General features: G+C 65.1%; 24 protein-coding genes and 1 pseudogene. 14 read left to right on the plus strand and 11 right to left on the minus strand.

The genetic code is table 11. The annotated features are described in order from the left end of the window. Window positions 1-6: 6 nt before the first annotated feature. On the plus strand, window positions 7-819 hold the full coding sequence (locus tag BEK68_RS19285; RefSeq protein WP_012430193.1) for an alpha/beta fold hydrolase: 813 nt from the start codon (window positions 7-9) through the stop codon (window positions 817-819). A gap of 302 nt (window positions 820-1,121) precedes the next feature. Then, on the plus strand, window positions 1,122-2,285 hold the full coding sequence (locus tag BEK68_RS19290) for an alkane 1-monooxygenase (protein WP_012430194.1): 1,164 nt from the start codon (window positions 1,122-1,124) through the stop codon (window positions 2,283-2,285). A 9-nt stretch (window positions 2,286-2,294) separates the two neighbouring features. Here BEK68_RS19290 and BEK68_RS19295 read toward each other — a convergent pair whose 3' ends face one another. Then, window positions 2,295-2,558, minus strand: coding sequence for a cupin domain-containing protein (locus BEK68_RS19295; protein ID WP_004627644.1), 264 nt, complete (start codon window positions 2,556-2,558; stop codon window positions 2,295-2,297). Window positions 2,559-2,786: 228 nt separating this feature from the next. On the opposite strand from BEK68_RS19295, the gene BEK68_RS19300 reads away from it, so the two are divergent. From BEK68_RS19300 to BEK68_RS19315, 4 genes are all read left to right on the plus strand, one after another. Continuing rightward, window positions 2,787-3,686 (plus strand): helix-turn-helix domain-containing protein, encoded by a 900-nt coding sequence (locus tag BEK68_RS19300; protein WP_012430195.1) that lies wholly within the window; start codon window positions 2,787-2,789, stop codon window positions 3,684-3,686. Between the two features lie 94 nt (window positions 3,687-3,780). Continuing rightward, the gene (locus BEK68_RS19305) at window positions 3,781-4,671 is read left to right on the plus strand and encodes an NmrA family NAD(P)-binding protein (RefSeq protein WP_012430196.1); all 891 of its coding nucleotides are present in this window, start codon (window positions 3,781-3,783) and stop codon (window positions 4,669-4,671) included. Between the two features lie 125 nt (window positions 4,672-4,796). Beyond that, window positions 4,797-5,582, plus strand: a complete 786-nt coding sequence (locus BEK68_RS19310; protein WP_012430197.1) for a hypothetical protein — start codon at window positions 4,797-4,799, stop codon at window positions 5,580-5,582. A 74-nt stretch (window positions 5,583-5,656) separates the two neighbouring features. After that, window positions 5,657-6,181: a hypothetical protein gene (locus BEK68_RS19315; RefSeq protein ID WP_012430198.1), complete on the plus strand. Its 525-nt coding sequence runs from the start codon at window positions 5,657-5,659 to the stop codon at window positions 6,179-6,181. A 32-nt stretch (window positions 6,182-6,213) separates the two neighbouring features. Here the strand turns inward: BEK68_RS19315 and BEK68_RS19320 are convergent, their stop codons facing one another. Together BEK68_RS19320 and BEK68_RS19325 are read right to left on the minus strand one after the other, a co-directional pair. Then, window positions 6,214-6,693 (minus strand): YbhB/YbcL family Raf kinase inhibitor-like protein, encoded by a 480-nt coding sequence (locus BEK68_RS19320; RefSeq protein WP_004627634.1) that lies wholly within the window; start codon window positions 6,691-6,693, stop codon window positions 6,214-6,216. A gap of 218 nt (window positions 6,694-6,911) precedes the next feature. Further along, window positions 6,912-7,274 (minus strand): DUF1304 domain-containing protein, encoded by a 363-nt coding sequence (locus tag BEK68_RS19325; protein WP_012430199.1) that lies wholly within the window; start codon window positions 7,272-7,274, stop codon window positions 6,912-6,914. A 185-nt stretch (window positions 7,275-7,459) separates the two neighbouring features. On the opposite strand from BEK68_RS19325, the gene BEK68_RS19330 reads away from it, so the two are divergent. Together BEK68_RS19330 and BEK68_RS19335 are read left to right on the plus strand one after the other, a co-directional pair. After that, window positions 7,460-8,176, plus strand: coding sequence for a dienelactone hydrolase family protein (locus BEK68_RS19330; protein WP_012430200.1), 717 nt, complete (start codon window positions 7,460-7,462; stop codon window positions 8,174-8,176). A gap of 420 nt (window positions 8,177-8,596) precedes the next feature. Then, window positions 8,597-8,869: a hypothetical protein gene (locus BEK68_RS19335; RefSeq protein WP_012430201.1), complete on the plus strand. Its 273-nt coding sequence runs from the start codon at window positions 8,597-8,599 to the stop codon at window positions 8,867-8,869. 23 nt (window positions 8,870-8,892) lie between these two features. Here the strand turns inward: BEK68_RS19335 and BEK68_RS19340 are convergent, their stop codons facing one another. Continuing rightward, window positions 8,893-10,515: an NAD(P)-binding protein gene (locus BEK68_RS19340; RefSeq protein ID WP_012430202.1), complete on the minus strand. Its 1,623-nt coding sequence runs from the start codon at window positions 10,513-10,515 to the stop codon at window positions 8,893-8,895. Next, window positions 10,515-12,092 carry a polyamine aminopropyltransferase gene (locus BEK68_RS19345; RefSeq protein ID WP_012430203.1) on the minus strand — a complete coding sequence of 526 codons (1,578 nt, stop codon included), beginning with the start codon at window positions 12,090-12,092 and terminating at the stop codon, window positions 10,515-10,517. Before BEK68_RS19345 ends, BEK68_RS19340 begins: the two co-directional genes overlap by 1 nt. Window positions 12,093-12,269: 177 nt before the next feature. Between BEK68_RS19345 and BEK68_RS19350 the strand changes: the two genes are divergently transcribed. The 5 genes from BEK68_RS19350 to speD all read left to right on the plus strand — a co-directional run bounded on the left by BEK68_RS19350 (window position 12,270) and on the right by speD (window position 15,907). Then, on the plus strand, window positions 12,270-12,668 hold the full coding sequence (locus BEK68_RS19350; RefSeq protein WP_012430204.1) for a DUF350 domain-containing protein: 399 nt from the start codon (window positions 12,270-12,272) through the stop codon (window positions 12,666-12,668). Window positions 12,669-12,717: 49 nt separating this feature from the next. Further along, complete coding sequence (locus BEK68_RS19355) at window positions 12,718-13,767, plus strand: SPFH domain-containing protein (RefSeq protein WP_004627620.1); 1,050 nt, start codon at window positions 12,718-12,720, stop codon at window positions 13,765-13,767. A gap of 87 nt (window positions 13,768-13,854) precedes the next feature. Next, window positions 13,855-15,300: a DUF4178 domain-containing protein gene (locus tag BEK68_RS19360; protein WP_012430205.1), complete on the plus strand. Its 1,446-nt coding sequence runs from the start codon at window positions 13,855-13,857 to the stop codon at window positions 15,298-15,300. Then, window positions 15,297-15,485 (plus strand): hypothetical protein, encoded by a 189-nt coding sequence (locus BEK68_RS19365; RefSeq protein WP_004627616.1) that lies wholly within the window; start codon window positions 15,297-15,299, stop codon window positions 15,483-15,485. The genes BEK68_RS19360 and BEK68_RS19365 overlap by 4 nt, the downstream gene beginning before the upstream one ends. Further along, a complete protein-coding gene (speD, locus tag BEK68_RS19370) occupies window positions 15,482-15,907 on the plus strand; it encodes an adenosylmethionine decarboxylase (protein WP_004627613.1) in 426 nt (141 codons plus the stop codon). Before BEK68_RS19365 ends, speD begins: the two co-directional genes overlap by 4 nt. A gap of 1 nt (window position 15,908) precedes the next feature. Here the strand turns inward: speD and BEK68_RS19375 are convergent, their stop codons facing one another. The 3 genes from BEK68_RS19375 to BEK68_RS26250 all read right to left on the minus strand — a co-directional run bounded on the left by BEK68_RS19375 (window position 15,909) and on the right by BEK68_RS26250 (window position 18,788). Beyond that, the gene (locus tag BEK68_RS19375) at window positions 15,909-16,955 is read right to left on the minus strand and encodes a sensor domain-containing diguanylate cyclase (RefSeq protein ID WP_012430206.1); all 1,047 of its coding nucleotides are present in this window, start codon (window positions 16,953-16,955) and stop codon (window positions 15,909-15,911) included. Window positions 16,956-17,055: 100 nt separating this feature from the next. Further along, window positions 17,056-18,441, minus strand: a complete 1,386-nt coding sequence (gene fumC / locus BEK68_RS19380; RefSeq protein WP_012430207.1) for a class II fumarate hydratase — start codon at window positions 18,439-18,441, stop codon at window positions 17,056-17,058. A 116-nt stretch (window positions 18,442-18,557) separates the two neighbouring features. Next, window positions 18,558-18,788, minus strand: coding sequence for a hypothetical protein (locus tag BEK68_RS26250; RefSeq protein WP_249262944.1), 231 nt, complete (start codon window positions 18,786-18,788; stop codon window positions 18,558-18,560). Here BEK68_RS26250 and mdtD point away from each other — a divergent pair. Beyond that, window positions 18,682-20,050, plus strand: a pseudogene (gene mdtD, locus BEK68_RS19385) (multidrug transporter subunit MdtD). The gene BEK68_RS26250 and the pseudogene mdtD sit on opposite strands and share 107 nt — an antisense overlap. A 25-nt stretch (window positions 20,051-20,075) precedes the next feature. Here the strand turns inward: mdtD and BEK68_RS19390 are convergent. From BEK68_RS19390 to BEK68_RS19400, 3 genes are all read right to left on the minus strand, one after another. Beyond that, the gene (locus BEK68_RS19390; RefSeq protein ID WP_012430209.1) at window positions 20,076-22,226 is read right to left on the minus strand and encodes an ATP-dependent helicase; all 2,151 of its coding nucleotides are present in this window, start codon (window positions 22,224-22,226) and stop codon (window positions 20,076-20,078) included. A gap of 100 nt (window positions 22,227-22,326) precedes the next feature. After that, window positions 22,327-22,644, minus strand: a complete 318-nt coding sequence (locus BEK68_RS19395) for a hypothetical protein (protein WP_012430210.1) — start codon at window positions 22,642-22,644, stop codon at window positions 22,327-22,329. Window positions 22,645-22,790: 146 nt separating this feature from the next. Then, window positions 22,791-23,123, minus strand: a complete 333-nt coding sequence (locus BEK68_RS19400) for a YnfA family protein (RefSeq protein ID WP_012430211.1) — start codon at window positions 23,121-23,123, stop codon at window positions 22,791-22,793. Window positions 23,124-23,130: the final 7 nt, after the last annotated feature.

The following is a 23,130-nucleotide window of genomic DNA, read 5'->3' on the forward strand; positions in this document are numbered from 1 at the left end:
CCGGGTATGGCCGAATCGCTTTCTGCGCCGTCCGTCGACGGCACCGAAGCCTGGATCACCACGCCCGATGGCCGTCTCCATGCCAGGCAATGGGGCGGCCCGGTCAACGATGCCGCCAAACCGCCCATCGTGCTGCTGCACGATTCGCTCGGCTGCGTCGCGCTGTGGCGTGATTTTCCGCAGCGTCTGGCGCAGTCGACCGGACATGCGGTCATCGCCTATGACCGGCTCGGCTTTGGCCGATCCGACGCATATCCCGGCCAGTTGGATCCGGGCTTCATCCAGCAGGAAGCGTACGGTGGCTTTGCCGCGCTGACCGACCAGTTTGGCGTGGATCGCTTCTTCGTCTTCGGCCACAGCGTCGGTGGCGGCATGGCGGTGTCGATTGCCGCAGCGTATCCGGGCCGCTGCGCAGGCTTGATTACCGAGTCGGCGCAGGCGTTTGTGGAAGAGCAAACGCGCCAAGGCATCCGTATCGCTCAGGCGCAGTTTGCCGAGCCCGGCCAGATGGGCCGGCTCGAGCGGTACCACGGCAGCAAGGCGCAATGGGTGCTGGATGCGTGGGTGAACACGTGGCTGTCTCCGGCATTTGCGCAGTGGTGCCTGGACGACGCGCTGCTTGCCGTGCGCAGCCCGGTACTGGCGCTGCACGGCACCGAAGACGAATACGGCTCGACTGCGCAGCCGGAGCGCATCGTCACGCTGGCCGGCGCGCCTGCCACGCTCAAGCTGGTGCAGCGTTGCGGGCATGTGCCGCATCGGGAGCAGGAGGCCGCTGTGCTCGCCGCCGTCAACGCCTTCCTGAGCGCCTCCGCCTGATTCTTGGGCGTTCGCCCGGTGCCTGAGGTGCACGGCGTCGGCATTCGCACCCGGCCTCCTTTCAGGTGCGTCGCACCAAAATCGAACGACCGTTTTTAAATCGTTCGTTTCAATCGCCTGCTTTTTTCCCGTCTTCAGAGGGCTGCCCGGCGGCCCTTTCGTTTGGAGTTTGGCGCCTACTTTCCGGCGTTGGTCTCTTCTCCTGCTGCGCCTATAACGCAGATGTCGGGCACGACCCCGGCGGCGCACGCATGTGCGTACACAAGCCAAGCCGCCCAGCGGGGCAAAACAGGAGGAAGACAATGGCAACACCCGGCATGGTCGCGTCCGTGGAATGGACCGACGGCAAGCGCTATCTTTGGATGCTCGGCGCGCTGACCATCACGCTACCCATCGTCGCGGCCGTTTCGGCGCTGGCGACCGGCTGGCATCCGCTCTGGTGGGCGGGGCCATTCATCGTGTTCACGATCATCCCGCTGCTCGATTTCCTGATTGGCGACGACCCAGAGAACCCGCCCGAAGACGTCGTCCCGACGCTGGAAAAACAGCGTTACTACCGCCGCATCGTCTACCTGGCGACCACCGTGCTTTACGTGAGCTTTGCGGTATCGATGTGGGTGCTGCGCACGTATGACCTTGTCTGGTACGACTACATTGCGTTCGCGTTTTCGGTGGGCGTGGTGACGGGCATCTCGATCAACACCGCGCATGAACTGGGCCACAAGACCGACGGCTTCGAGCGCTGGTTGGCCAAGATCACGCTCGCCCCTGTCGCGTATGGCCACTTCTTCGTCGAGCACAACCGCGGCCACCACGTGCGCGTGGCCACGCCGGCCGACCCGGCAAGCGCGCGCTATGGCGAGTCGTTCTGGGAATTTCTGCCGCGTACGGTGGTAGGCAGCGTCAAATCGGCATGGGCATTGGAGAAACGTCGGCTGGAGCAGCAGGGCCACTCGGTCTGGTCCTGGCGTAACGATGTGCTCAACGCCTGGGCGATGACGGTAGTGCTGTGGGGTGTATGCATCGCGTTCGTCGGGCTCAAGGCGGTGCCGTTCCTGATCATCCAGGCCATCTACGGCGCCTCGTTGCTGGAAGTGGTGAACTACCTCGAGCACTACGGCCTGTGCCGCCAGCAATTGCCCAGCGGCCGCTACGAACGATGCACGCCGCAGCATTCGTGGAACAGCAACCACGTGGTGACGAACCTGTTCCTGTATCAACTGCAGCGGCATGCCGATCACCACGCCAACCCGACGCGGTCTTTCCAGGCGTTGCGGCATTTCGAGCATTCGCCGCAATTGCCGGCCGGCTATGCGGCGATGATCATGGTCGCCTATGTGCCGCCGCTGTGGTTTCGCGTGATGAACCCGCGCGTGGTGGCGCACTACAACGGCAACATGTCGCTGGCAAATATCAAGCCGTCGATTCGCGACAAGGTGCTCGCGCAGTATCCGGCGCGCGCCTGACCTGCCGGCCTAGCGCCGGGCCACCAGATACTGCACACCCTGCGCGCCGTACCGCTCGGTGTGCGGTGCATTGGCCGCCAGATGAAACGTGTCGCCGGGCCGGTAGACGCGCTCCGCGCCTTCTGCGCGGATGTGAATTTCGCCGGCCAGGATGAGCGCTTTCGCCTCGAACGGGTGCGTGTGCGTGTCCAGCTCGCCCGGCTCTCGCGTCACCAGAACAAACTCCGTAAAGCCTTCCGCTCTTAGCGCGCTGACGAATGCGTCGCGGTCCATTGGCGTGTCTCCGTGTTGTGATGCGTGCCCCGTTTCACCATAAGCGCAGGGCGCAGAAATAAAAAGACGGCCCGGAGGCCGTCGGAAATTCGGCTGTGGGGAAGCCAAATACAACGCTGGCAAGTATCTGACTATCGATATCAGAAATCTAATTGATCTTTGTTATGACGACGATAGGGCGCCGTGTGGCGCAGAATGCCGAGGCGCCACCGAGTTCCCGGACCTGCCATGAACGCCATCACGCCTCTCGCCTTGCTTGAATCCGCTCCAGTCAGCCTGCGCTCCAGCGACGGGCTTGGTTGGGACGGCTTTGCCGCCACGCTGCTCGGGATCCGCGCCGGCGCGTACCGGGTGCCGGCCATGGCGCAGCACCGGGTCAACGTGCATGTCGGCCCGCCTGTGCGGATGAATTGCGTATGCGATGGCCGCCGCTATTCACGCATCCAGGCACACGGCGATGCGGACGTGATTCCCGCAGGCGTGCCCGGCATGTGGACGGACGATGCCGACTGCCGGATTCTGCGGATCGCCATCAGCGACACGTCTGTACGCAGCATCGCCGAACAGATTGGCGTGCGAGCCGACATCACGCCGCGTCTGCAATGGCGCGATGCGCGCGTGCGTCATCTTGCCGCAGCGTTGGGGGCTGAGCTGCTAGCGGAGGACACCTCCGACGCGTTATATGCAGAGGGCCTGTGCACGGCGTTGGTCGTTCGTCTGCTCAGCAGCAGTCGGGATGGTGCCGCCGGTGTGGCCGACCGCACCGGCACGTTGGCGCCTCGCGTGGCTACGCGCGTGATCGACTACATCGAAGCCCATCTGCATGCGCGCCTGACGCTGGCTGAGCTGGCCGCGCAGGCCGGCTTAAGCGTGCCCCATTTCAATGTGCTGTTTCGTGCAACGCTGGGTGTGCCGGCGCATCGCTACGTCGTGCAGCGCCGGGTGGCGCGCGCAAAAGCGTTGCTGTTGGAAGGCCGTCGCAGTGCGTCGCAGATTGCGCTAGACGTGGGCTTTGCGCACCAGAGCCATATGACGGAGTGGATGCAGCGGTTGCTCGGCGTCACGCCCCGTGACGTCATCCGCGCCGGCAAGGCGTTGGCCGCGGCTGCGGACCCGCCGGCTGCGTAGTCGATCCACCGAATCTGCCAAATTCCTCCGTTCCTGCAAGTTTGGTTTGCGGCCCGCTCTAAGCTCGTGCCTCCCACTTGAGAGGAGCGCGAACATGTTTGTCATCTTTGGGGCATCGGGCAAAGTCGGACACGCGACCGCCGTAGCGCTGCGCAATGCGGGGCGGCCTGTGCGGGCGGTCGTGCGCGGTGCGCGGCAAGGCGAAGCGCTGGCCAGAATCGGCTGCGAGATTGCGATCGCCGATCTGACCGATCCGGCCTCCGTTGCTTCCGCCATCAAGGGCGCGACGGCTGTGCAGATGTTGTGTCCAGTGCCGGTGGGCGACGTTGACCCCGCCTTCACCATGGAGCGCATGATCGACGTAGCCGCCGATGCGCTGCGCGCCAACCCGCCATCGGCTGTCCTGGCCCTGTCGGACTACGGCGCCGAGCTGGACCGGGGCACCGGCCTGACGCGGTTGTTCCATCTGCTGGAAGAGCGGCTCAAGCCGCTGGCGACGCACCTGACGCTGCTGCGCTCAGCGGAGCATGCGCAGAACTGGGCGGCGATGCTGCCCGTCATGCTGGCGACCGGGCGGCTGCCGAGCCTGCACTATCCGCTGGATCGCGCGTTTGCGACCGTCGCCACGCAGGACGTAGGCGCGCTGGCCGCCCAGTTGCTACTCGATGGGCCATCGGCCAACACACCTCGCATCGTCAGCGTGGAAGGCCCGCGCCGTGTGAGCCTGATCGACGTCGCACGCGCGTTCAGCGCTGTCGTCGGCCGCGAGATTGTTGCCGACGCCGTGCCGCGCACCGCCTGGTCGCCGATGCTGCAGCGTGCCGGTCTGAGCGCGAACCATGTGCAACTGCTCACCGAACTCTACGATGCGGTCAACGCCGGGCAGATCGACGTGGAGAAAGGCGTGTCGGAGCAGCGTTTCGGCAAGACCGAGCTGCACGATGTGTTTGCCTCGCTGCTCGCGACGCACATGAGCTCGAGCTAGCGGGGGCGCAGCCCACGCCTGCAAATGCGAATGCCTCTTATGCGGATTTGTATCTGCGGCCGCCGGTTATTTCGCACTGCACGCAATCGCCTCACTATGATCTCGGGATTGCTCCGGAGGTCATCATGGTGGGTGCACGCATTGCGCGCGCGATTGGAACGGCGGTTGTGTTCTCGGCATTTGCGCTGCCGGCGCACGCGGTGTTGCCTGACGAGATCCAGGTCTACACCGGTGATATCAACGCGCCGGGCGAGTTCGGGCTGGAGCTGCACGTCAACACCACGCCCAGCGGCATCGGCACGCCAAGCTATCCAGGCGAAGTCACGACACCGCACGGCTGGCGTGCCACGGCGGAGTTCTCGTATGGCCTGACGCCCTCGCTGGAGCTGGGGCTCTATGTGCCGACCACGCTCACGCGCGAGAACACGTTCTACGTGACCGGCCCGAAGGTGCGGGTGAAATGGATGCCCATGCGCCCGGTTGATGGCGTAGGGAACTTTGCAGGCATCAACGTCGAACTTGCCCACGTGGCAGGCCGCTTTGAGGCATCCCAGAACGCGGCAGAACTGCGACCCATCTATGGGTATCAGAACGACCGCTGGCTTTGGGCAGTCAACCCGGTGCTCGATTGGAATCTCTCGGGGGACGGGCGCAGCGGCGTGCCGGAGGCCGCGCCCAGTTTCAAGATTGCACGTACGGTTGCGACAGGGGTGCGCGCCGGCACGGAGTATTACGCCGGGCTTGGCCCCATCAACCACATCGCGCCTTTGCATGAGCAGCAGCACACGGTGTTCCTGGCGTTCGACGTGGACCGCAAGCCGTTCGTCTTCAACTTTGGCATCGGCCGCGGCCTGACACGCGCCTCAGACCGCTGGACGCTGAAGTGGATTTTCGAGATTCCGCTGAGCTGATCCCTGGCCGCTGAGTTACGCAACACCTATGCTTTGCAGCAACCGATTGCGCCGGGTCCGCCAAGGAGGCCGCCATGATGATCGACTTACGCTGCGTTGCAATGGTGTTGCTGTTGTCAGCGTCTGGGGCGCACGCCGAAGACGACCTGCAGAACCGCGGTCACGACCCGTTCTTCCAGATCTCGTCGGGTGTGGCCAACTGCCCTGAACCGGCCGGCCCGCGCATCAGCGAAGCCGAGTGGAAGCGCGATTCGCACCACCGCATCGAGCATGGCAACCATTGCTGGGTGGAGGGCCGCTGCCGCTTGCCCAACGCGTTTTCCTACGACGATGAGATTGCCGAGACGGCAAAGCGGCGCCTGCAATGGATGTCCATCCACGTGCCGGGATGGCAGCAGAACACCACGCTGTGGGTGACGGTATGGCAGCGGTGGATGCTGGTGCAGGGCTGTGTGGCGCCGGGCTACGTGTTGGCGCCGTTCATGACGGCGCTGCATGACGTGCCTGATGTCGAGCGCTTCATCAACGAGACGACGGCACACCCGGAGCAGGGCGTGCCGTATGCGGTGTTCCGCAAGGGCGCGGTTGCCAAGCCTTGACACTAGGTCGCCTGACTTCCTGACGTAGCGGCTCAGGGTTTGTGTTTCTGGTAGGTACCGACGAGCTCGGCTTCAGCCAGCACGTGGCCACGCATGGCGCGCTCCAGTTCGGCCTTGGTGGGTGCGCCAAGCTCCGGTAGTTCCACGTTCAGCGCGTAAAGCTTGTGATAGTAGCGATGACGCCCAATGGGCGGGCAGGGGCCGCCGTAAGCGGTGCGCTGCCAGTCGTTGTTGCCGGGGCGAGCACCCGGAGGCAGTCCCTTGCGTGATGCATCTTCTGCCAGCGAAGTGGTGCCGGGCGGGATGTTGTAGAGCACCCAGTGGACCCACGTCATCTTGGGTGCTGCGGGGTCGGGCGCGTCGGGGTCATCGACGATCAGCGCCAGGCTGCGTGTGCCTGCCGGGGCGCCGGTCCACGCGAGCGGCGGCGATGTGTCCGCGCCTTCACATGTCAGGCGGCTGGGGATTTCGCCGCCAGCGGCAAAGGCCGGAGAGGTCAAGGCGAGCGTCATGGCGTGCCTCACTTGAGCGGAGTTGGAGGAACCACACAGCACGGTTGCCAGCAGTGACGCCCTGCCCAGCATTCGGATCATTCGGCGGTATGCAGGCGGCATGTGCGAGGTCCCGGTCGGCGAGAGCGCATCCAGTCGAACGCGCTCCTGACTCCTTTCAAGCTAGTGCGCGGCGCCGGGGCAGACAAGGATTGCCGCCGCCGCGGCACCCATTGCCTTCAGGCGAACCACCCCAGCGCCAACGCAGTCGCGGCCGGCACCGTCTGCACAAAGAAAATTCGTTTGTTGACCGTGACGGCGCCCCAGATGCCGGCCACCGCCACGCAGATCAGCCCGAACAGCGCAAACGCGGCGTTGATGGCGGGGTCTGGTGCGATCAGCCCAATGACCAGTGCGGCTACCAGAAAGCCGTTGTACAGGCCCTGGTTGGACGCCATGGCGGCGGTTTCGGCGGCTTTTTCCGGCGTGATGCGGAATACCTTGGGGCCGCGCGTCTTCCACAGCACCATCTCGAGTACGACGATGTAGACGTGGATCAGCAGCACCAGCAGGTAGGCGATGAGGCCGAGGGTTTTGATCATGGGAGGCAATCAGGGTGTGAACGTGCCGCCATGATAGAGACTTTGTGCCGCGTATCGGCTCCCTGATGGAGGGGTATCGGCAGGGCTAAGGCGCACGCAGCCCGTTCCCCGCCGACGCGCCGCCTGCAAATTTCATCTGGCAGGACTATGCTGTGCGTTTTCGTTCCAGGCAGAGGAGCCATCGCATGACCGCATCGCAAGGATCCATGATCACGTTCAAACGCCCGGATGGGCAGGAACTCCAGGGCTATCTGGCCAAGCCGGCCAAGGCAGAGGGCGCCCCGGGCATTGTCGTCATCCAGGAGTGGTGGGGCCTGAATGACCAGATTCGCGGCGTGGCCGACCGCCTCGCGCGCGCGGGCTACGTGGCCCTGGTGCCCGACCTCTATCGCGGCACCATGACGGTGGAAGAGGAAGAAGCGCACCACCTGATGACCAACCTGAACTTTGGCGACGCGGCCACGCAGGATGTGCGCGGCGCCGTGCAATACCTCAAGCAGACCTGCGGCCGCGTGGGCGTGACGGGCTACTGCATGGGCGGCGCGCTGACGCTCCTGACGCTGAGCAACGTGCCGGAGGCGGATGCCGGCGTGGTCTGGTACGGCTATCCTCCGCTGGAATACATCGACGCCTCGAAGATCAAGGTGCCGGTGCAGGGCCACTGGGGCACGCAGGACACCGCCTTCAAGATCGAAGGCGTCGATGCGCTGGAAAAGAAGCTCGTCGATGCTGGCGTCGATGTGGACTTCCACCGCTATCTCGCGCATCACGCCTTCGCCAATGAAACGGCCGTGGGCGAGAACCGCATCGCCATCACGCAATACGACCCGGTGTGGGCCGAACATGCGTGGGACCGCGCGCTGACGTTCTTCGGCCGCACGCTGTGGCCGCGTCAGGGGTAAGCGCACGCAGGACGGCGAGATTGGCGGTACGGCGCGCTCACGAAATGCTGCAATTTCGCATGTGGGCTGCGCTGTTGCCGCCGCTATAATTCTTGGCGCTGCCGCACCAACGACAGCTGGGTTTAGCAGCCTATTCTTACCGTATGGCCGGACGGCCGCCTCGTGCGGTTTTTTTACGTCCGTGCTCGCGCACGCCTTTACCTCGGCGGGCCGGGCAGGGGACCTTCGGGTCGCCGGCGTCCTACGGGCCGGTCTGCTAACCCTGTCGTCGGGCCCGCCACCCTCGTTTAGCAGCGATTAGTCGGGCCTTTTGCTATCCGTAGGAGGCTCCATGACTGTTGTGTTCGGCGGGCGTCGCCCCGCGTCTTTTCCTTCTCCACCTTGGCTGTGCCCCGTTCCGTTACGACTCGGGAGCCGCCAATGACACTCACCAAACGCCGAGTCTACCTTGACGGTGCGCTGGAAGCGCGAACCTTCCTCTGCCGAACGCAGGCCTACGTGTGCGAGTTCGGGCAGCATCGGCCGCGCCTGCTGCGGCAGCAACTGATGGAGTACACGGGCGGCGCCTATCCGCCCGCATTCGCGCGCGGGTTTGTCGACATGATCGGGGCATACCTGTCGCTGGCACTTGAGCGCAGCGATATCGACCCAGCCACGTGGGAACTGATGGCCGAGGTCGAACGGTTGCGTTAGATGCCCTGCGGCGGCGCGGGCAATCAGTTGCCCAGAATGCGCCGGGCCGCCCGATCGCCCCACCACGCCGCCTCTTCGAACACGGAATAGCCGGACAGGTCCGCATGCGCGTAGTGGATCGGCCCGGCGCTCTCACGCAGGCGCGCAATGCCGGGTCTGGAGAGAAAGCCCGGTGTGGGAATCGCCATCGCATGGCCGCGTAGCGTCAGGTCGGCCCGGCGGATCTGCGTGCGCAGGCGGATGCCGTACACCGTATCGAGATCGGCCAGCGCACGATCGAGCAGCGTTTGCGGCGATGCCTTCAGCAGCCATTCACGCGCGGCCTTCGGTGTCATGTCCGACAGCGCCACGTAGGCCGTGAACACGCTCTGCGCGGGCGGCCCGACGCGAATGTCCTGGTGATTGGCGACCACATATCCCAGGCCCGTGCCGCGATAGACCACGTTGTCCCACGCCAGCGGCGTGTCGTCGTGTTCGGGCGGAAAGCCGTCGATGAGCAGGTTGGCGAGCAGCCACGGTGCGGTTTCGGGCAACTCGGCGGCGGGCACGTCAAAGCCGTCGACGATGTGTTTGGCAACGTGCAGCGGCATCGCGCTGACCACGTGATCGGCTAGCAGGCGCACGACGCGGCCATCCGCTTGCAGCACATCGGCAAAGACGCGTGCGCTGGCCTCGTTCGTCGTACCGATGCGCGCGGCGCTGCCCTGCAGCAAACGGCCCGGTTCGTCCAATCCGGCGGCTTCGAACAGCCGCTTGGCCATCCAGTCAAGGCCTTCCGGCCACGTGAGCACGGTGCCTTGCTCGGCGTTGCTTGCCATGCCGCCGCGGCTGGCGAAATAGGCGATGCCGGCCCAGGCGGAAACCTGATCCGCCGTGGCGCCGTAATCGTCGCGGCAGCAGTAATCGGCATACCAGTGCAGCGTGGCGGCGCGGTAGCCCTCGCGGTGCAGCCAGTCGCGGAAGGTGAGTGCGTCTAGCGCGCGCCAAGCTGGGTCTGCGGACGAGAGCGCCGTCGGCACGGCGAAGACGCGGCGGCCGTCGGCACCGGTGGTCTGGCGCAGCCGGTCGATGTGGGCGAAGAACCTGGTGTGCTCGGCGCGTTCCGCCTCGGTAATGCCTTCGTGCGGCACAAAGCCGTCTTGCCAGCGATTGCCGAGCCACAGGCGTTCATCGGGCGCGTGAACGAGCACGCGTTCGTCGTACGTCGGGCGCAGGGCAAACGGGTCGCGCTCGATGACGCCAAAGTCGGCCAGCATCTCTCGCACGTGCGTCGATTCCATCGACGGCAGTGGCAGATAATGCGCCCCCGTGGGGAAGCGCTGCGTGCCGAACGCACCGCCCGCGGCATTGCCATAGCGCTCCGGTCCCTCGACGACAACCACGTCGCGCCGGCCGCCTTTTGCCAGCCGCCACGCGCAGCTTAATCCGCCAATGCCGCTGCCGCAGATGGCAACGCCCACGCGCCGCGTTTCCGATGGTGCCGGCAGCACGCGCAGGTCGCGCAGTTGATGGCCGGCAGTCTGGCCGGGCATGCGCACGCTGGGCGTGATTTCAGTAAAGGCGCGAAAGCCCGCCCACGAAGCCGCACCCGCGGCAGCCACACCGGCTGCAGCTGCGCCCACAAGAAAGCTGCGTCGCGTTGCCATCAGCGCAGCACGCCGTGCCAGTCTTCTTCGAAATACCGCACCAGCGATTGATTGTTCAGCCGGTTCGGCTCTACTTTCGGGCGCGGCATGTCGGGCGCGAAGCTGAACATCTGATGCGTGGTGTCGGCATCCAGAAAGCGTGTCGGCACGCGGTACGAGGCGGGTGGCTGGAAATCCGCGCGGCCCGGTGCGGCCAGGATGAAGCCCCATTCACCAAAGGACGGCACCAGCGCGTGGTACGGCCACGTGCGGTAACCGGCTTCCTTCAGCGTCGCATCCACACACCAGTACGAACGCGGCGCGAAATAGGGCGACGTGGCTTGAATGACAACCAGGCCCGTATCCGCCACATGGCGCGACAGCAGTCGATAGAACGGCACCGAATACAGCTTGCCGATGCTGAAGTTGGACGGGTCCGGAAAATCGACGATGGCCACATCGAACATGTCGGTGGCGGTCTGCATCCATTGCGCAGCATCGGCGTTGACCACCGTCACGCGCGGGTCACTGAACGCATGCTGATTGAGCGCAACCAATGCCTCGGCGTGCGAGAACAGGTTCGTCATGCGTGGGTCCAGGTCGACCAGCGTGACGTGCTCGATTTGCGGGTACTTCAGGATCTGCCGCAGCGCGAGTCCGTCGCCGCCGCCCAGCACCAGCACGCGCCGCGCACCGCGCACGGCTTCGAGCGCAGGCAGCACCAGCGCCTCGTGATAGCGGTATTCGTCGCGCGAGGAAAACTGCAGGTTGCCGTTGATGTACAGGCGCAGGTCGTCTTTCCAGCGCGTGACGACCAGCCGCTGATACGGCGAGGAAATCGCGTGGATGATCTCGTCGCCAAAGAGCGCGCGCTCCGACCAGTGCGTGAGCTTGTCTGACGCGCCAAAGCCCGCGAGCAATGCTGCCGCTACCGCGCCGGCGCGCCACGCCATCGCGGTACGCATGCGGGCCGAAAGCGCCAGCTCGGCGCGGAAGTGCCAGAGCGTCCAGACCGCAATCGCGGTATTGAACAGGCCGAACAGGAAGCCGGTGCGCACCAGCCCCAGGCGCGGCGCCAGCACCAGCGGAAACAGCAGCGACACCGCCAGCGCGCCAAGGTAATCGAACGTCAGCACGCGGCTGACGAGATCGGAGAACTTTGCCTGCCGCCGATGCAGCATGCGCATCACCAGCGGGATCTCCATGCCGACCAGTACGCCGATCACCGTCACCAGCGCGTACAGCACCAGGCGGAACGGCGCCGATTCCAGCGCAAACAACGCAAACAGCGCCGCGGCAGACACGCCGCCAAACAGCCCGACCAGCAATTCCAGATCGACAAAGCGGGCAAGCAGCGCGTCATCGGCCACGTAGCGCGAGAGCCACGAGCCGATGCCCATCGCAAACAGATAGGCGCCGATGATGGAAGAGAACTGCAGGATGGAATCGCCCAGCAGGTACGAAGCCAATGCCCCGGCAATCAATTCGTAAGCGAGCCCGCACGAGGCCACCACAAAGACGGCGAGGACCAGCAAGGCATTGCCGCGGCCCGAAGGCTGCGTAGGTTCGTATGTGGCGTCAGGCTGCGGCGTCGACATGCTGCGGGGGTGGAAAATGAAGGGGCGTTAACAAACGGCGGATGCCAAGGCGAGCGCGATTGTGCCGCCTTTTTTCCCGGCCTGCGAGCCGCCTGGTGCGGGGCTGCATCGGGGGGTACGCAAGCGGCGCATCAGCCGCTATAGTGGCGCCACCTATGTACTGCTCGGCCTCTACCCATGCCCGACATGACCGCTCCCGTGATCGCCTATGCCTCGCACCTGCTGGCGGGCGCCGTGGTGTTCTCCGGCTTCTTTTTCGTCTATCTGCGCCTGACGCCGTATGACGAGTTCAAGCTGATCCGCGAAGGCAATATTGCGGCGGCGCTGTCGCTGTCCGGTGCGCTGCTCGGCTTCGTGCTGACCATTGCGTCGAGCATCACGCATGCCGATGGCTTGGTGCCGTTCCTGTTCTGGGCGGTGATGGCGTCGGTGGTGCAGCTGATCGTCTTCCTGGTGCTCACGCGGCTGATGCCGGACTACCGGCTGCAGATCGAGCACAACAACATCGCCGCCGGTATGCTGTTTGGCGTGAGCGCGCTGGCCGTTGGCGTGATCAACGCCGCGTGCCTGTCGTGACCTTGTCCTGATTGTTCCTGCCCCGCGAGTCATCGCGAAGGAGTCTGCTGTGAGCCTGTCCAGTTTCATCAAGAAGCAGTTCATCGACATCCTGCAATGGACGGAGAGCGAAGACGGCGTGCTCGCCTGGCGCTATCCGATGCAGGACATGGAAATCCAGAACGGCGGCACCCTGGTCGTGCGCGACTCGCAGATGGCGATGTTCGTCAACGAAGGCCAGATCGCCGACGTATTTGGCGCCGGCACCTTCAAGCTGACCACGCAGACGCTGCCCGTTCTCACGTACCTGAAGAACTGGGACAAGCTGTTCGAGTCCCCCTTCAAGTCCGACGTCTACTACTTCAGCACGCGCCAGCAACTGGGCCGCCGCTGGGGTACGCCGCAGCCCGTGACGGTGCGCGACAAGGATTTCGGCATGATCCGCCTGCGCGCCTTTGGCGTGTACGCCTACCACGTGGCCGATCCGAAGCTCTTCTACCAGCAGGTGAGCGGCACACGCGACATCTACACCGTGGATGAAGTCGAGGCGCAACTCGCCCCCGTCATCATGGGTGCGATGGCGACGGCGTTTGGCGAATCCGGCGTGCCCTTCCTGGACCTGGCCGCCAACCAGATGCTGATGTCGAACAAGGTGCGCGAGGCGCTGCTGCCGCAGTTCACGCAGTACGGCCTGGCGCTCGACAGCTTCCAGGTGTCCAGCGTCACGCTGCCGGACGAACTGCAGGCCGCGCTGGACCGCCGGATCAGCATGGACATGACCGGCGACATGCAGCGCTTCACGCAATACCAGACGGCCGAATCGCTGCCGCTGGCGGCACGCAACGAAGGCGGCATCGCCGGTACGGGTGCGGGTTTGGCGGCAGGGCTGGCAATGGGCCAGGCGATGGCCGACAGCCTGCGTACCGCTGTGCAGGGCAACGCTGGCGGTGCGGCTGCTCCTGCAGCGCAATCTGCCGCCGCCGTCCCAGCTGCTCCGGCAGCGGACGACCCCACCGCACGCCTGGCCAAGCTCAAGGAACTGCTCGACAAGGGCCTCATCACGCAAGCGGACTTCGATGCCGGCAAGGCTGCCGTGCTGAAGGCGCTGACCGGAGGCTGAGCCCCGGCCCGCTGATCGGATGACCGGGCGGCACCGCAAGCCGCCCGTTTTTCTGCGCCATTTTTCGCGCAATCGAACGACCTGACCATGTTTCATGCCAACTGCCCGGCGTGTGGCGCGCCGGTGGAACTGAAGTCTGCAGCTGCCGTCATGGCGGTGTGCAGCTTCTGCAAGAGCACGTTGCTGCGCGACGGCGAGACGCTTTCCGACATCGGCAAGATGTCCGCCGTGCTGGAGGACTACGCACGCGTGCAGATCGGCACCACCGGGCGCTACAAGAACAAGGCGTTCACAATTGTCGGCCGCATCCAGCTGCGTTACGACGCGGGTTTCTGGAACGAGTGGTACGTGCTGTTTGACGACGGCTCCGATGGCTGGCTGGCGGAAGCGTCCGGACAAGTCACGATGACCTTCGCGCGCGGTACGCCTGCCAATGCGGTCGCGTTTGAGGGGCTGCGCCCGGGGCAGCTGTACGATGCCGAGGGCAAGCAGTTCACGCTGTCCGACGTGCGCGAAGCCGATTGCACCGGCGGCCAGGGCGAATTGCCGTTCCGCGTGGGCGAAGGCTGGCACGCGCGTGTGGCCGATGGCCGCCGCGAAGACGCTTTCATCACGCTGGACTACTCCGATGGCACGGCGCCAGCGCTCTACGTGGGCGAAGCCACCACGCTCGATGTGCTCGAGTGCCAGCTTCTGCGCACCGACGCCGAGATCAAGGAAACCGCCGGCCGCATTCCGGGCAAGCTGACGAATCTCGATTGCCCGCAGTGCGGCACATCGATCCCATTCAGCCCCGGCGTAACGGGCCACGTGCTGTGCCCCGGCTGCGGCGCGGCCATCGATGCGGCCACGCCGCGCGGCGACATCATCGCGCGCGCACGGTCGGTGCCGCAGGTGGCCACCACGCTGGAGCTGGGCGACAAGGCGCTCATCGATGGCCTGCAATGGCAGGTGATCGGCGTGATGCGCCGCGCGGTGGTCGACGGCGGCGGCGAATGGTTCGAATACCTGCTGTACACGCCCAAGCGCGGTTTCAGCTGGATGGTCGAAACCGATGACGGCTGGTTCCGCGCCAACGTGCTCGACCGCTGGCCCACCCGGAACGACGGGCGCACCGCGGTGCTCGACGGCAAGGTCTACGCCCGCGACGAGGACTACACCTCGCGCGTGACCTACGCCGCCGGGGCCTTCAACTGGCGCGTGCAAACAGGTGACCAGACGCGCGTTGTTGAATACACCGCCGGCGGGGAAAGCTTGGCTGCGGAGAGCGACGCGCATGAGCTCACGTGGTCGAAGAGCACGCCCGTGAGTGCCGCGCAGATCAAGGCCTGGTTCGGCAAGGTTGTCGCCGAGCCGGCCAAGGCGTCGTCGAATTACATGACGGTGGCGGTGGTCGCCTGTGTGCTGCTCGGTCTGCTGAACCTCGTGCCGTTCTTCATGGCGCCGGGCTCGGTGTTTGGTATCACGTTCTTCGCGGCGTTGCTGTTGCTGGTGCCCGCGTGGCTGGTCGCCAAGATTGGGGGCGGGGAATGAAGAACTGGTTCGTTCTCTATGCCGTGGCCGTGGTGATTGGCGCCACCTATATGGACTGGAAGGCCGGCTTTGCCGCGCCGCGCACGCCGTCGTACGGCAGCAGCTCGGGCGGGTCGTCGTCTTACTGGGGCGGCTCATCGGGCGGCAGCGGTTATGGCGGTGGTTTTAGCGGGGGCCACAAGTGACGCGCACCGATGCAGCGCTTTCTGTGGAAGAAGCACCCGCCGCCGTGGGCGAGCATCTGCTGCTCGATCTGTATGGCGTTGCGCCTGTGCTGTTGCGCGATGCGGCCACACTGGAAACCGCACTGCGCGATGCTGCCAACGCACTGGGTGCGACCATCCTGCATGCACATCTGCATCGCTTCGATTCCGTGCGCGCCGGTTTGCCCGGTGGCGAGCAGGGCGGCGTGACCGGTGTGTTGCTGCTCGCCGAATCGCATCTTTCGATTCACACCTGGCCCGAGCACGGGTTTGCCGCCATCGACGCGTTCATGTGCGGCACCGGCACAACGCATGCCGCGCGCGCCGTGTTCGAGCGCGCGTTGGCGCCGGAACGGGTTGACGTGCGCGTCGCCCGCCGCGGCGGCGAGCCCGCGCCCCACTGATCTACACCGGCTGTCCGTCGAATATCACGCGATTGCGCCCCAGCCGTTTGGCGGCCAGCAGGGCGGCATCGGCACGCATGATGAGGTCTGTCGGCGTGCACAGGTTCTTCTCCGGCTCGCAGCTTGCCAGGCCTACGCTGATGGAGCTGCGGATGTTGGCTTCCGGCGTGGCGATCTCCAGCGACTCCACCGCGCTGCGTAGGCGTTCCGCAATGTCGCTGGCCTGCAGTGTGGTCGTATCGGGCAGAACCACCAGGAATTCCTCGCCGCCGTAGCGGCCCACTGCATCGATGGGGCGCGAATTCACCCGCAGCGTGCGAGCGATCTCAACCAAGACCGCATCGCCCACGGGGTGGCCGTAGGTATCGTTCACGCGCTTGAAGTGGTCAACATCCACCACCAGCAATGAAAGCGGCTGCCCGTACCGCATCGCGTGGCCGCACTCGCGCGTGAGCAGTTCCATCGCGGCGCGCCGGTTCCAGATGCCCAGCATCGGATCCGTCAGGCTTTCGTGGCGCGCAATCTGCAGCTCGGTCAGGATGGAGCGCTGCGTTTCGCTCAGTTCGCGCTCGCGAAATCCCGATTCCACCCAACTGGCCAGGTCATTGAGCAGCTCCCGCTCGGCCTGGTCAAACGACCGCGGCTTCTTGTCGAGCACGCAGAGCGTGCCCACGGCATAGCCAGACAGATTCCTGACCGGCCGCCCAGCATAGAAGCGGATATGCGGCGCGCCCGTCACGAGCGGGTTGTCGGCAAAGCGCGGGTCGGCCTTGGTGTCTGGAATGACGAGCATCTGGTCTTCGGCCACGGCATGGCCGCAGAACGAGATGTCGCGCCCGGTCTCGCGCACGTTCAAGCCGATACAGGATTTGAACCATTGACGCTGGGCGTCGATGAGCGACACGAGCACAATCGGGGCGTCGAACACGCGCTTGGTCGTGCGCGTGACGCGGTCGAACAACTCCTCGTCGGGTGTGGAGAGCAACAGCATGTCTTGCAGCGAGGCAAGACGTTCGGGTTCGTTCGTGGGGATGGGAGCGGGTTTCATGCGCAAGGCGCACCGGCCGGGCCGGCGCTCTTGAAACGGGCAATGGAAAAGGAAAAGGGATAGGCCGCGCATAGCAAGCCGCGGGCCCATGATAGTTTACTTAGCGGCCAACCATGTTCTCCGGCCGCACCCACGCATCGAACTGCTCGGAGGTGACATAGCCAAGCGCCAGCGCGGCCTCGCGCAGGCTGGTGCCTTCCTTGTGCGCCTTCTTGGCGATCTGCGCCGATTTGTCGTAGCCAATATGCGGGTTGAGCGCTGTCACCAGCATCAGCGAGCGTTGTACCAGCTCGTCGATACGGTCGCGGTTCGGCTCGATACCCGCGGCGCAGTGATCGTTGAAGCTGCGCATGCCGTCGGCCAGCAGGCGCACGCTGTGCAGGAAGTTGTAGGCAATCATCGGGCGGAACACGTTCAGCTCGAAGTTGCCCGACGCACCGCCCACGTTCACTGCGACGTCGTTACCGTAGACCTGCGCACACAGCATCGTCACCGCTTCGCTCTGCGTGGGGTTGACCTTGCCGGGCATGATCGACGAGCCCGGCTCGTTCTCAGGGATAGAGATTTCTCCCAGCCCGCTGCGTGGTCCACTGGCCAGCCAACGGATGTCGTTGGCGATCTTGGTGAGGCTGGCTGCCAGCGTTTTCAGCGCGCCGTGCGCATGCACAAGGCCATCGGCCGACGCCATGGTCTCGAACTTGTTCGGCGAGGTGATGAAAGGCAGGCCGGTCAGTTGCGCCAGCTCTTCGGCCACCTGTTCAGCATAACCGGCCGGTGCGTTGAGGCCGGTGCCGACCGCCGTGCCACCCAGCGCGAGTTCGCACAGGTGTGGCAGGGCGGCGTTCAGGTGCGTTTCGTTGTGCTGCAACTGTGCAACGTAGCCGGAGAACTCCTGGCCCAGCGTGAGCGGCGTCGCATCCTGCAGGTGCGTACGGCCGATCTTGATGATGTCGTTGAAGTCGGCAGCTTTCTTGGCGAGGGTCTCCCGCAGCGTGCGCAGCGATGGAATCAGATGGTGCGTGATGGCCGTTACGGCAGCCACGTGCATCGCGGTCGGGAACACATCGTTGGACGACTGGCTGCGGTTCACATCATCGTTCGGATGCACGAGGCGTGCTTCTCCGCGTTCCCCGCCGAGCAGCTCGCTGGCGCGATTGGCGAGCACCTCGTTCATGTTCATGTTGGTCTGCGTGCCCGAACCCGTTTGCCAGACCACCAGCGGAAATTCGTTCGGGTGCTTGCCGGCGATGACTTCATCGGCGGCGCCCACGATGGCGTTGGCCTTGTCTGCGGACAGCAGCCCGAGCCGCTGGTTGACGGTGGCGCTGGCACGTTTGATGCGGGCGAGCGCGTCGATCAGCTCGCGGGGCATGCGGTCGCCTGCAATGTCGAAGTTCTGCAGCGAGCGTTGCGTTTGTGCGCCCCACAAGTGGTCGGCAGGGACTTCAATGGGGCCAAAGGTGTCGCGTTCGGTACGGGTGGTCATGGCAGGAGCGAGGGCACGAGGAGACTGAGATGAACGCTTCAGTATAGGCAGAGCGCAGTGCCCTTGTCGGCCGTAGGGCGGATACGCCTGTCGAGCGGGAATCAGCGTTTGCGGGCTCAGGCCAGGCACGCCACAATGACGGCTGCGTCGCACATCTGCCGGTTCTGCCCCCGCCCCATGCCCACCACGCCCTCCGCCTCCCTCGACACCTCTCTGAAACCGTTGCTCTGGCTGGTGGCGATGGGACTGTTCATGCAGACGCTCGATTCCACGATCGTCAACACCGCGTTGCCGGCCATGGCACGCAGCCTGTCGGAAAGCCCGCTGAAGATGCAGTCGGTCATCATCGCCTACACGCTGACGACCGCCATGCTGATGCCTGCGTCGGGATGGCTGGCCGATCGCTTCGGCACGCGGAAGATGTTCTTTGCTGCCATCTTTCTCTTCACCATTGGTTCCTTGCTCTGCGCGGAGTCCCGCAGCCTGACCATGCTGATTGCCTCGCGCGTGGTGCAGGGTGTGGGCGGCGCGCTGCTGATGCCCGTGGGGCGGCTGACGGTGCTGCGCGTGGTGCCGCGCGAGCAGTTCTTGCCGGCCATGAGTTTCGTCACCATCCCCGGGCTGATCGGCCCGCTGATCGGCCCGACGCTGGGGGGGCTGGCTGGTGGAAGCCGTGTCGTGGCACTGGATCTTCCTGATCAACATTCCCGTGGGCGTGATCGGCGCGCTGGTCACGCTCAAGGTGATGCCCGATGTGCACGCAGAAGACGACAGCCGCTTCGACTGGTCCGGCTATCTGATGCTGGCCTTCGGCATGGCGGCGGTATCGTTTTCGCTCGACGGGCTGTCGGAGCTCGGCTTCCAGCACGCGACGGTGCTGGTGCTGCTGGTCTTCGGTCTGGCCGCACTCACCGCCTATTGGCTGCACGCGGGGCGTGTGGCCGGGCCGCTGTTTCCGCGCACGCTGTTCGGTATTCCGAGCTTTTCCATTGGTGTGCTCGGCAACCTGTTTGCACGCATCGGCAGCGGCGGGATGCCGTTCCTCATTCCGCTGCTGCTGCAGGTGAGCCTGGGGTACACGCCGCTGCAGGCGGGGCTGATGATGGTGCCGGTGGCCGCAGCCGGCATGGCCGCCAAGCCACTGGGCACCTGGGCCATCAAGCGCTACGGCTATCGCCGCATGCTGTCCGTCAACACGGTCATGGTCGGCCTGATGATGGCCAGCTTTGCCGTGATGACGCCCAACGTGCCGGTGTGGCTGCGCATCGTGCAACTGGCGATCTTCGGCACGTTCAACTCGATGCAGTTCACGGCCATGAACACGCTCACGCTCAAGGACCTGACGGGCCCCCTGGCCAGCGCGGGCAACAGCATGCTCTCGATGGTGATGATGCTGTCGATGAGCCTGGGCGTGGCCGCAGCCGGCGCGTTGCTGACGGGCTTTACCGACTTCACCGCCGGACCGGAAGGGCGCGACACGCTGGCGGCGTTCCACAAGACGTTTGTCTGCGTGGGCGTCATGACCTGCGCGGCTGCGTGGATCTTTGCCCAGCTCTCGCGCTTCGAGTCAACGCACGTCGTCAAGCGGCCCGAGATGGAAGTGCATTGAACGCCCGCTTCGGCGACCGGGCTGACTACTTTTTCCAGTAGCCGCGCATCTTCTTGCTCAGGTCGACCTTGGCCGCGGCACGCGCCTCGGCTGCGGGGTCTGCACCGGGCTCCGGTTCCGGCCATGCGCAGGCTTCGAACAGCGGCAGCAGCGCAGGCGGAATGAAGCGCGTGCGCGACGCGTAGATGTGCCGATCGCCATTGGGTGTTTGCTGGGTGACGTAGAAACGCTGGGGCACCAGGATGTCGAGGTGCTCACGCGCACGGGTCATCGCCACGTAGAGCAGCCGGCGTTCTTCTTCCAGTTCTTCGTGCGAGCCGGCGCCCAGATCGGCCGGCATGCAGCCGTCCACGGCATTCAGCACATACACCGCCTTCCATTCCTGACCTTTCGACGAATGGATCGTCGAGAGGATCAGGTAGTCCTCGTCGCGGTATGGGTCGCCCGATTCATCGCTGGTCAACTCGGGCGGGTCGAGCGTCATCTCGGTCAGGAAGCGCTCCCGGGTGGCGTACGTTGCGGCCATGCGGGCGAGCTGGTCGAGATCGCCCTGGCGCACGGCCGCGTCGTCGTGCAGGCGCTCCATGTGCGGCGAGTACCAAGCGCCTACGGCTTCGAGTTCGCCAGCCCATTCCAGGCTGTCTTTGGGCACGCGCAGGGTTTGCATGAGCGCCATCAGCGTAGACCAGTCGCCGGCCAGCCGCGCCGGTGGCTCGTAGGCGAGCAGCGCGGCAATCGGGTCCGCCGCTTCCGCCATGGCGTCGAGCACGCGTGCCGCCGTGGCGGGGCCTGCACCTGGCAGCAACTGGATCACGCGAAACCCGGCAATGCGGTTGCGCGGGTTCTCGGCCCAGCGCAGTACCGACAGCACATCCTTCACATGTGCCGCCTCCAGAAACTTGAGGCCGCCGTATTTCACGAACGGGATGTTGCGGCGCGTGAGTTCGATCTCCAGCGGCGCGCTGTGGCTCGCGGTGCGAAACAGCACCGCCTGCGATTTCAGCGTCAGCCCGCCTTCACGGTGATGCAGCACCTGCTCAGCCACGCAACGCGCCTGCTCGGCCTCGTCACGCACTGAAATCAAGCGCGGCCGATGCGTCGATGCGCGGTCCGTCCACAACGTCTTGGCAAAGCGCTCCGTGGCAAAACGCATCACGCCGTTGGAGGCATCCAGAATCGGTTGCGTTGACCGGTAATTGCGCTCCAGCAGCACCGTGTGCGCCGGCCGCGAGAAGTGGCGCGGAAAATCGAGGATGTTGCGTACCGTCGCCGCGCGAAATGCGTAGATCGATTGCGCGTCGTCGCCCACCACGGTCACACCGCGGCCGTCCGGGCGCAACGCACGCAGGATGGATGACTGCAACCGGTTGGTGTCCTGGTATTCGTCGACGAGGATGTGGTCGAAACGGGCGCCAATCTCGGCCGCCAGTTCGGCGTCGGACACCATCGCGTGCCAGTAGAGCAGGAGGTCGTCGTAGTCGAGCACGTGCTGCGCTTGCTTGGCTTCGACATACGCATCGAACAGCGTGCGCAATTGCGTTTCCCACATCGCGCACCACGGAAAATGGTGCTTCAGCACGGCGTTCAGCGGGCTCTCGGCGTTGATGGCGCGCGAGTAGATCGCAATGCAGGTCTGCTTGAGCGGGAAGCGGCGTTCCTTGGTCGACAGGTTCAGCTCATGGCGCACGACGTTGAGCAGATCGGCCGAGTCGCTGCGGTCATGGATGGTGAAATCGGGGGCGAGGCCCACGCGCTCGGCATATTCGCGCAGCAGGCGCGCGCCGATGCCGTGGAAGGTGCCCGCCCAGGGCAGCGTGGTCTTGTACGACGTGCCGGCCGAATTGAGGGCGTTGTTCGATCGCTCGCCCTGCATGGCTCGCGCCAGCAGGTGGCCGGCACGGTTCGACAGTTCGCTCGCCGCCCGGCGGGAAAACGTCAGCAGCAGGATGCGTTGCGGATCGGCGCCGTTGGCCACCAGATGCGCCACGCGCCAGCCCAGCGTGTGCGTCTTGCCGGACCCTGCGCCGGCCAGCACGAGCAGCGGCCCGGTTTCCGCCGCGTCCGCTCCAGAGATACCGAACTCGACTGCCTGGCGCTGCTGGTCGTTCAGCTGGGCCAGGTAACCCGGCGTGGCCGGCGCATTGGCGGTGTCTGGGGTGGGGGAGGCGGCAAGCACGGCAGGGCGTCACAAAAAATAACTGTATGAATATACAGCACTGTGATGCCTGCCTGCGGAAAGTGAGCGCGTCGGACGGAAGGCCGGCGACGGTGGCCGATCAGATCCCGTCCCGCAGCTTTTTCGCGAAGTCCTGCGGGGATGCCCGCCGGTTGACCGCATCCACCAGATCCGCCAGGAACCAGGGCAGCACGAGTTGCGTGCCCGGATCGCTCAGGCCGACGCGGAGCCGGTCATGAGACGCCGATTCGGTGGCTTTGGCCGGCTGGATCGGCTGCGGAGGCTGGCTGTGCGCAAGCATCCCTTGCAGGTCCTGATCGGTGAAGGTGAACGTTGACGTGGTGAGCGCCGAGGCGGTCATCGCTGCGGTCATCAGCATCGTGGCCACGACAAGGTGTTTGAGGGTGATGGCAGGCATCGCGGCCTCCAGGACAAAAAAAGCGGTTGGGTGAGGGGCGACCGGCGCGTAGCGCGATGGCCGTAGCCATGATCCACCCTCCGATCGTGGCGGCGGCTTAGGGTTCCGTTTCGCTCAGGAAAACCTAAATATCGTGCGCAATCCGATCAATTGGCCTGCGGTTGCAGGGCGATCACGGCCATCCCCGTCAACGCTATAGCCGCGCCGCCGACGTCCCAGCGGGTGAGCGCCACACCGTCGACCAGACGCAGCCACACAAGCGCCACGGCGATATACACCCCGCCGTATGCCGCATAGGTGCGGCCGGCCGCAGCCGGGTGCAATGTCAGCAACCACGCAAACAGCGCGAGCGAGGCGGCCGCCGGCAGCAGGAGCCAGAACGGCTTGCCTTGCCGGAGCACGAGCCACGGCAGATAACAACCGACGATTTCCGCCACGGCGGTGAAGGCAAACAGCACGGCAATACGAAGCAGTTCCAAAACGGCC

The organism is Ralstonia pickettii (assembly GCF_001699815.1).
GTDB lineage: Bacteria > Pseudomonadota > Gammaproteobacteria > Burkholderiales > Burkholderiaceae > Ralstonia > Ralstonia thomasii.

Coding starts and splice junctions, on each gene's coding strand:
- BEK68_RS19335 (WP_012430201.1), top strand. CDS start 8,597: ATGACACTCACCAAACGCCGAGTCTACCTTGACGGTGCGCTGGAAGCG.
- BEK68_RS19365 (WP_004627616.1), top strand. CDS start 15,297: ATGAAGAACTGGTTCGTTCTCTATGCCGTGGCCGTGGTGATTGGCGCC.
- BEK68_RS19360 (WP_012430205.1), top strand. CDS start 13,855: ATGTTTCATGCCAACTGCCCGGCGTGTGGCGCGCCGGTGGAACTGAAG.
- BEK68_RS19375 (WP_012430206.1), bottom strand. CDS start 16,955: ATGAAACCCGCTCCCATCCCCACGAACGAACCCGAACGTCTTGCCTCG.
- BEK68_RS19310 (WP_012430197.1), top strand. CDS start 4,797: ATGGTGGGTGCACGCATTGCGCGCGCGATTGGAACGGCGGTTGTGTTC.
- BEK68_RS19330 (WP_012430200.1), top strand. CDS start 7,460: ATGACCGCATCGCAAGGATCCATGATCACGTTCAAACGCCCGGATGGG.
- BEK68_RS19340 (WP_012430202.1), bottom strand. CDS start 10,515: ATGGCAACGCGACGCAGCTTTCTTGTGGGCGCAGCTGCAGCCGGTGTG.
- BEK68_RS26250 (WP_249262944.1), bottom strand. CDS start 18,788: ATGATGACCGACTGCATCTTCAGCGGGCTTTCCGACAGGCTGCGTGCC.
- BEK68_RS19290 (WP_012430194.1), top strand. CDS start 1,122: ATGGCAACACCCGGCATGGTCGCGTCCGTGGAATGGACCGACGGCAAG.
- BEK68_RS19320 (WP_004627634.1), bottom strand. CDS start 6,693: ATGACGCTCGCCTTGACCTCTCCGGCCTTTGCCGCTGGCGGCGAAATC.
- BEK68_RS19345 (WP_012430203.1), bottom strand. CDS start 12,092: ATGTCGACGCCGCAGCCTGACGCCACATACGAACCTACGCAGCCTTCG.
- BEK68_RS19285 (WP_012430193.1), top strand. CDS start 7: ATGGCCGAATCGCTTTCTGCGCCGTCCGTCGACGGCACCGAAGCCTGG.
- BEK68_RS19315 (WP_012430198.1), top strand. CDS start 5,657: ATGATGATCGACTTACGCTGCGTTGCAATGGTGTTGCTGTTGTCAGCG.
- BEK68_RS19295 (WP_004627644.1), bottom strand. CDS start 2,558: ATGGACCGCGACGCATTCGTCAGCGCGCTAAGAGCGGAAGGCTTTACG.
- BEK68_RS19350 (WP_012430204.1), top strand. CDS start 12,270: ATGCCCGACATGACCGCTCCCGTGATCGCCTATGCCTCGCACCTGCTG.
- BEK68_RS19300 (WP_012430195.1), top strand. CDS start 2,787: ATGAACGCCATCACGCCTCTCGCCTTGCTTGAATCCGCTCCAGTCAGC.
- BEK68_RS19305 (WP_012430196.1), top strand. CDS start 3,781: ATGTTTGTCATCTTTGGGGCATCGGGCAAAGTCGGACACGCGACCGCC.
- BEK68_RS19395 (WP_012430210.1), bottom strand. CDS start 22,644: ATGCCTGCCATCACCCTCAAACACCTTGTCGTGGCCACGATGCTGATG.
- fumC (WP_012430207.1), bottom strand. CDS start 18,441: ATGACCACCCGTACCGAACGCGACACCTTTGGCCCCATTGAAGTCCCT.
- BEK68_RS19325 (WP_012430199.1), bottom strand. CDS start 7,274: ATGATCAAAACCCTCGGCCTCATCGCCTACCTGCTGGTGCTGCTGATC.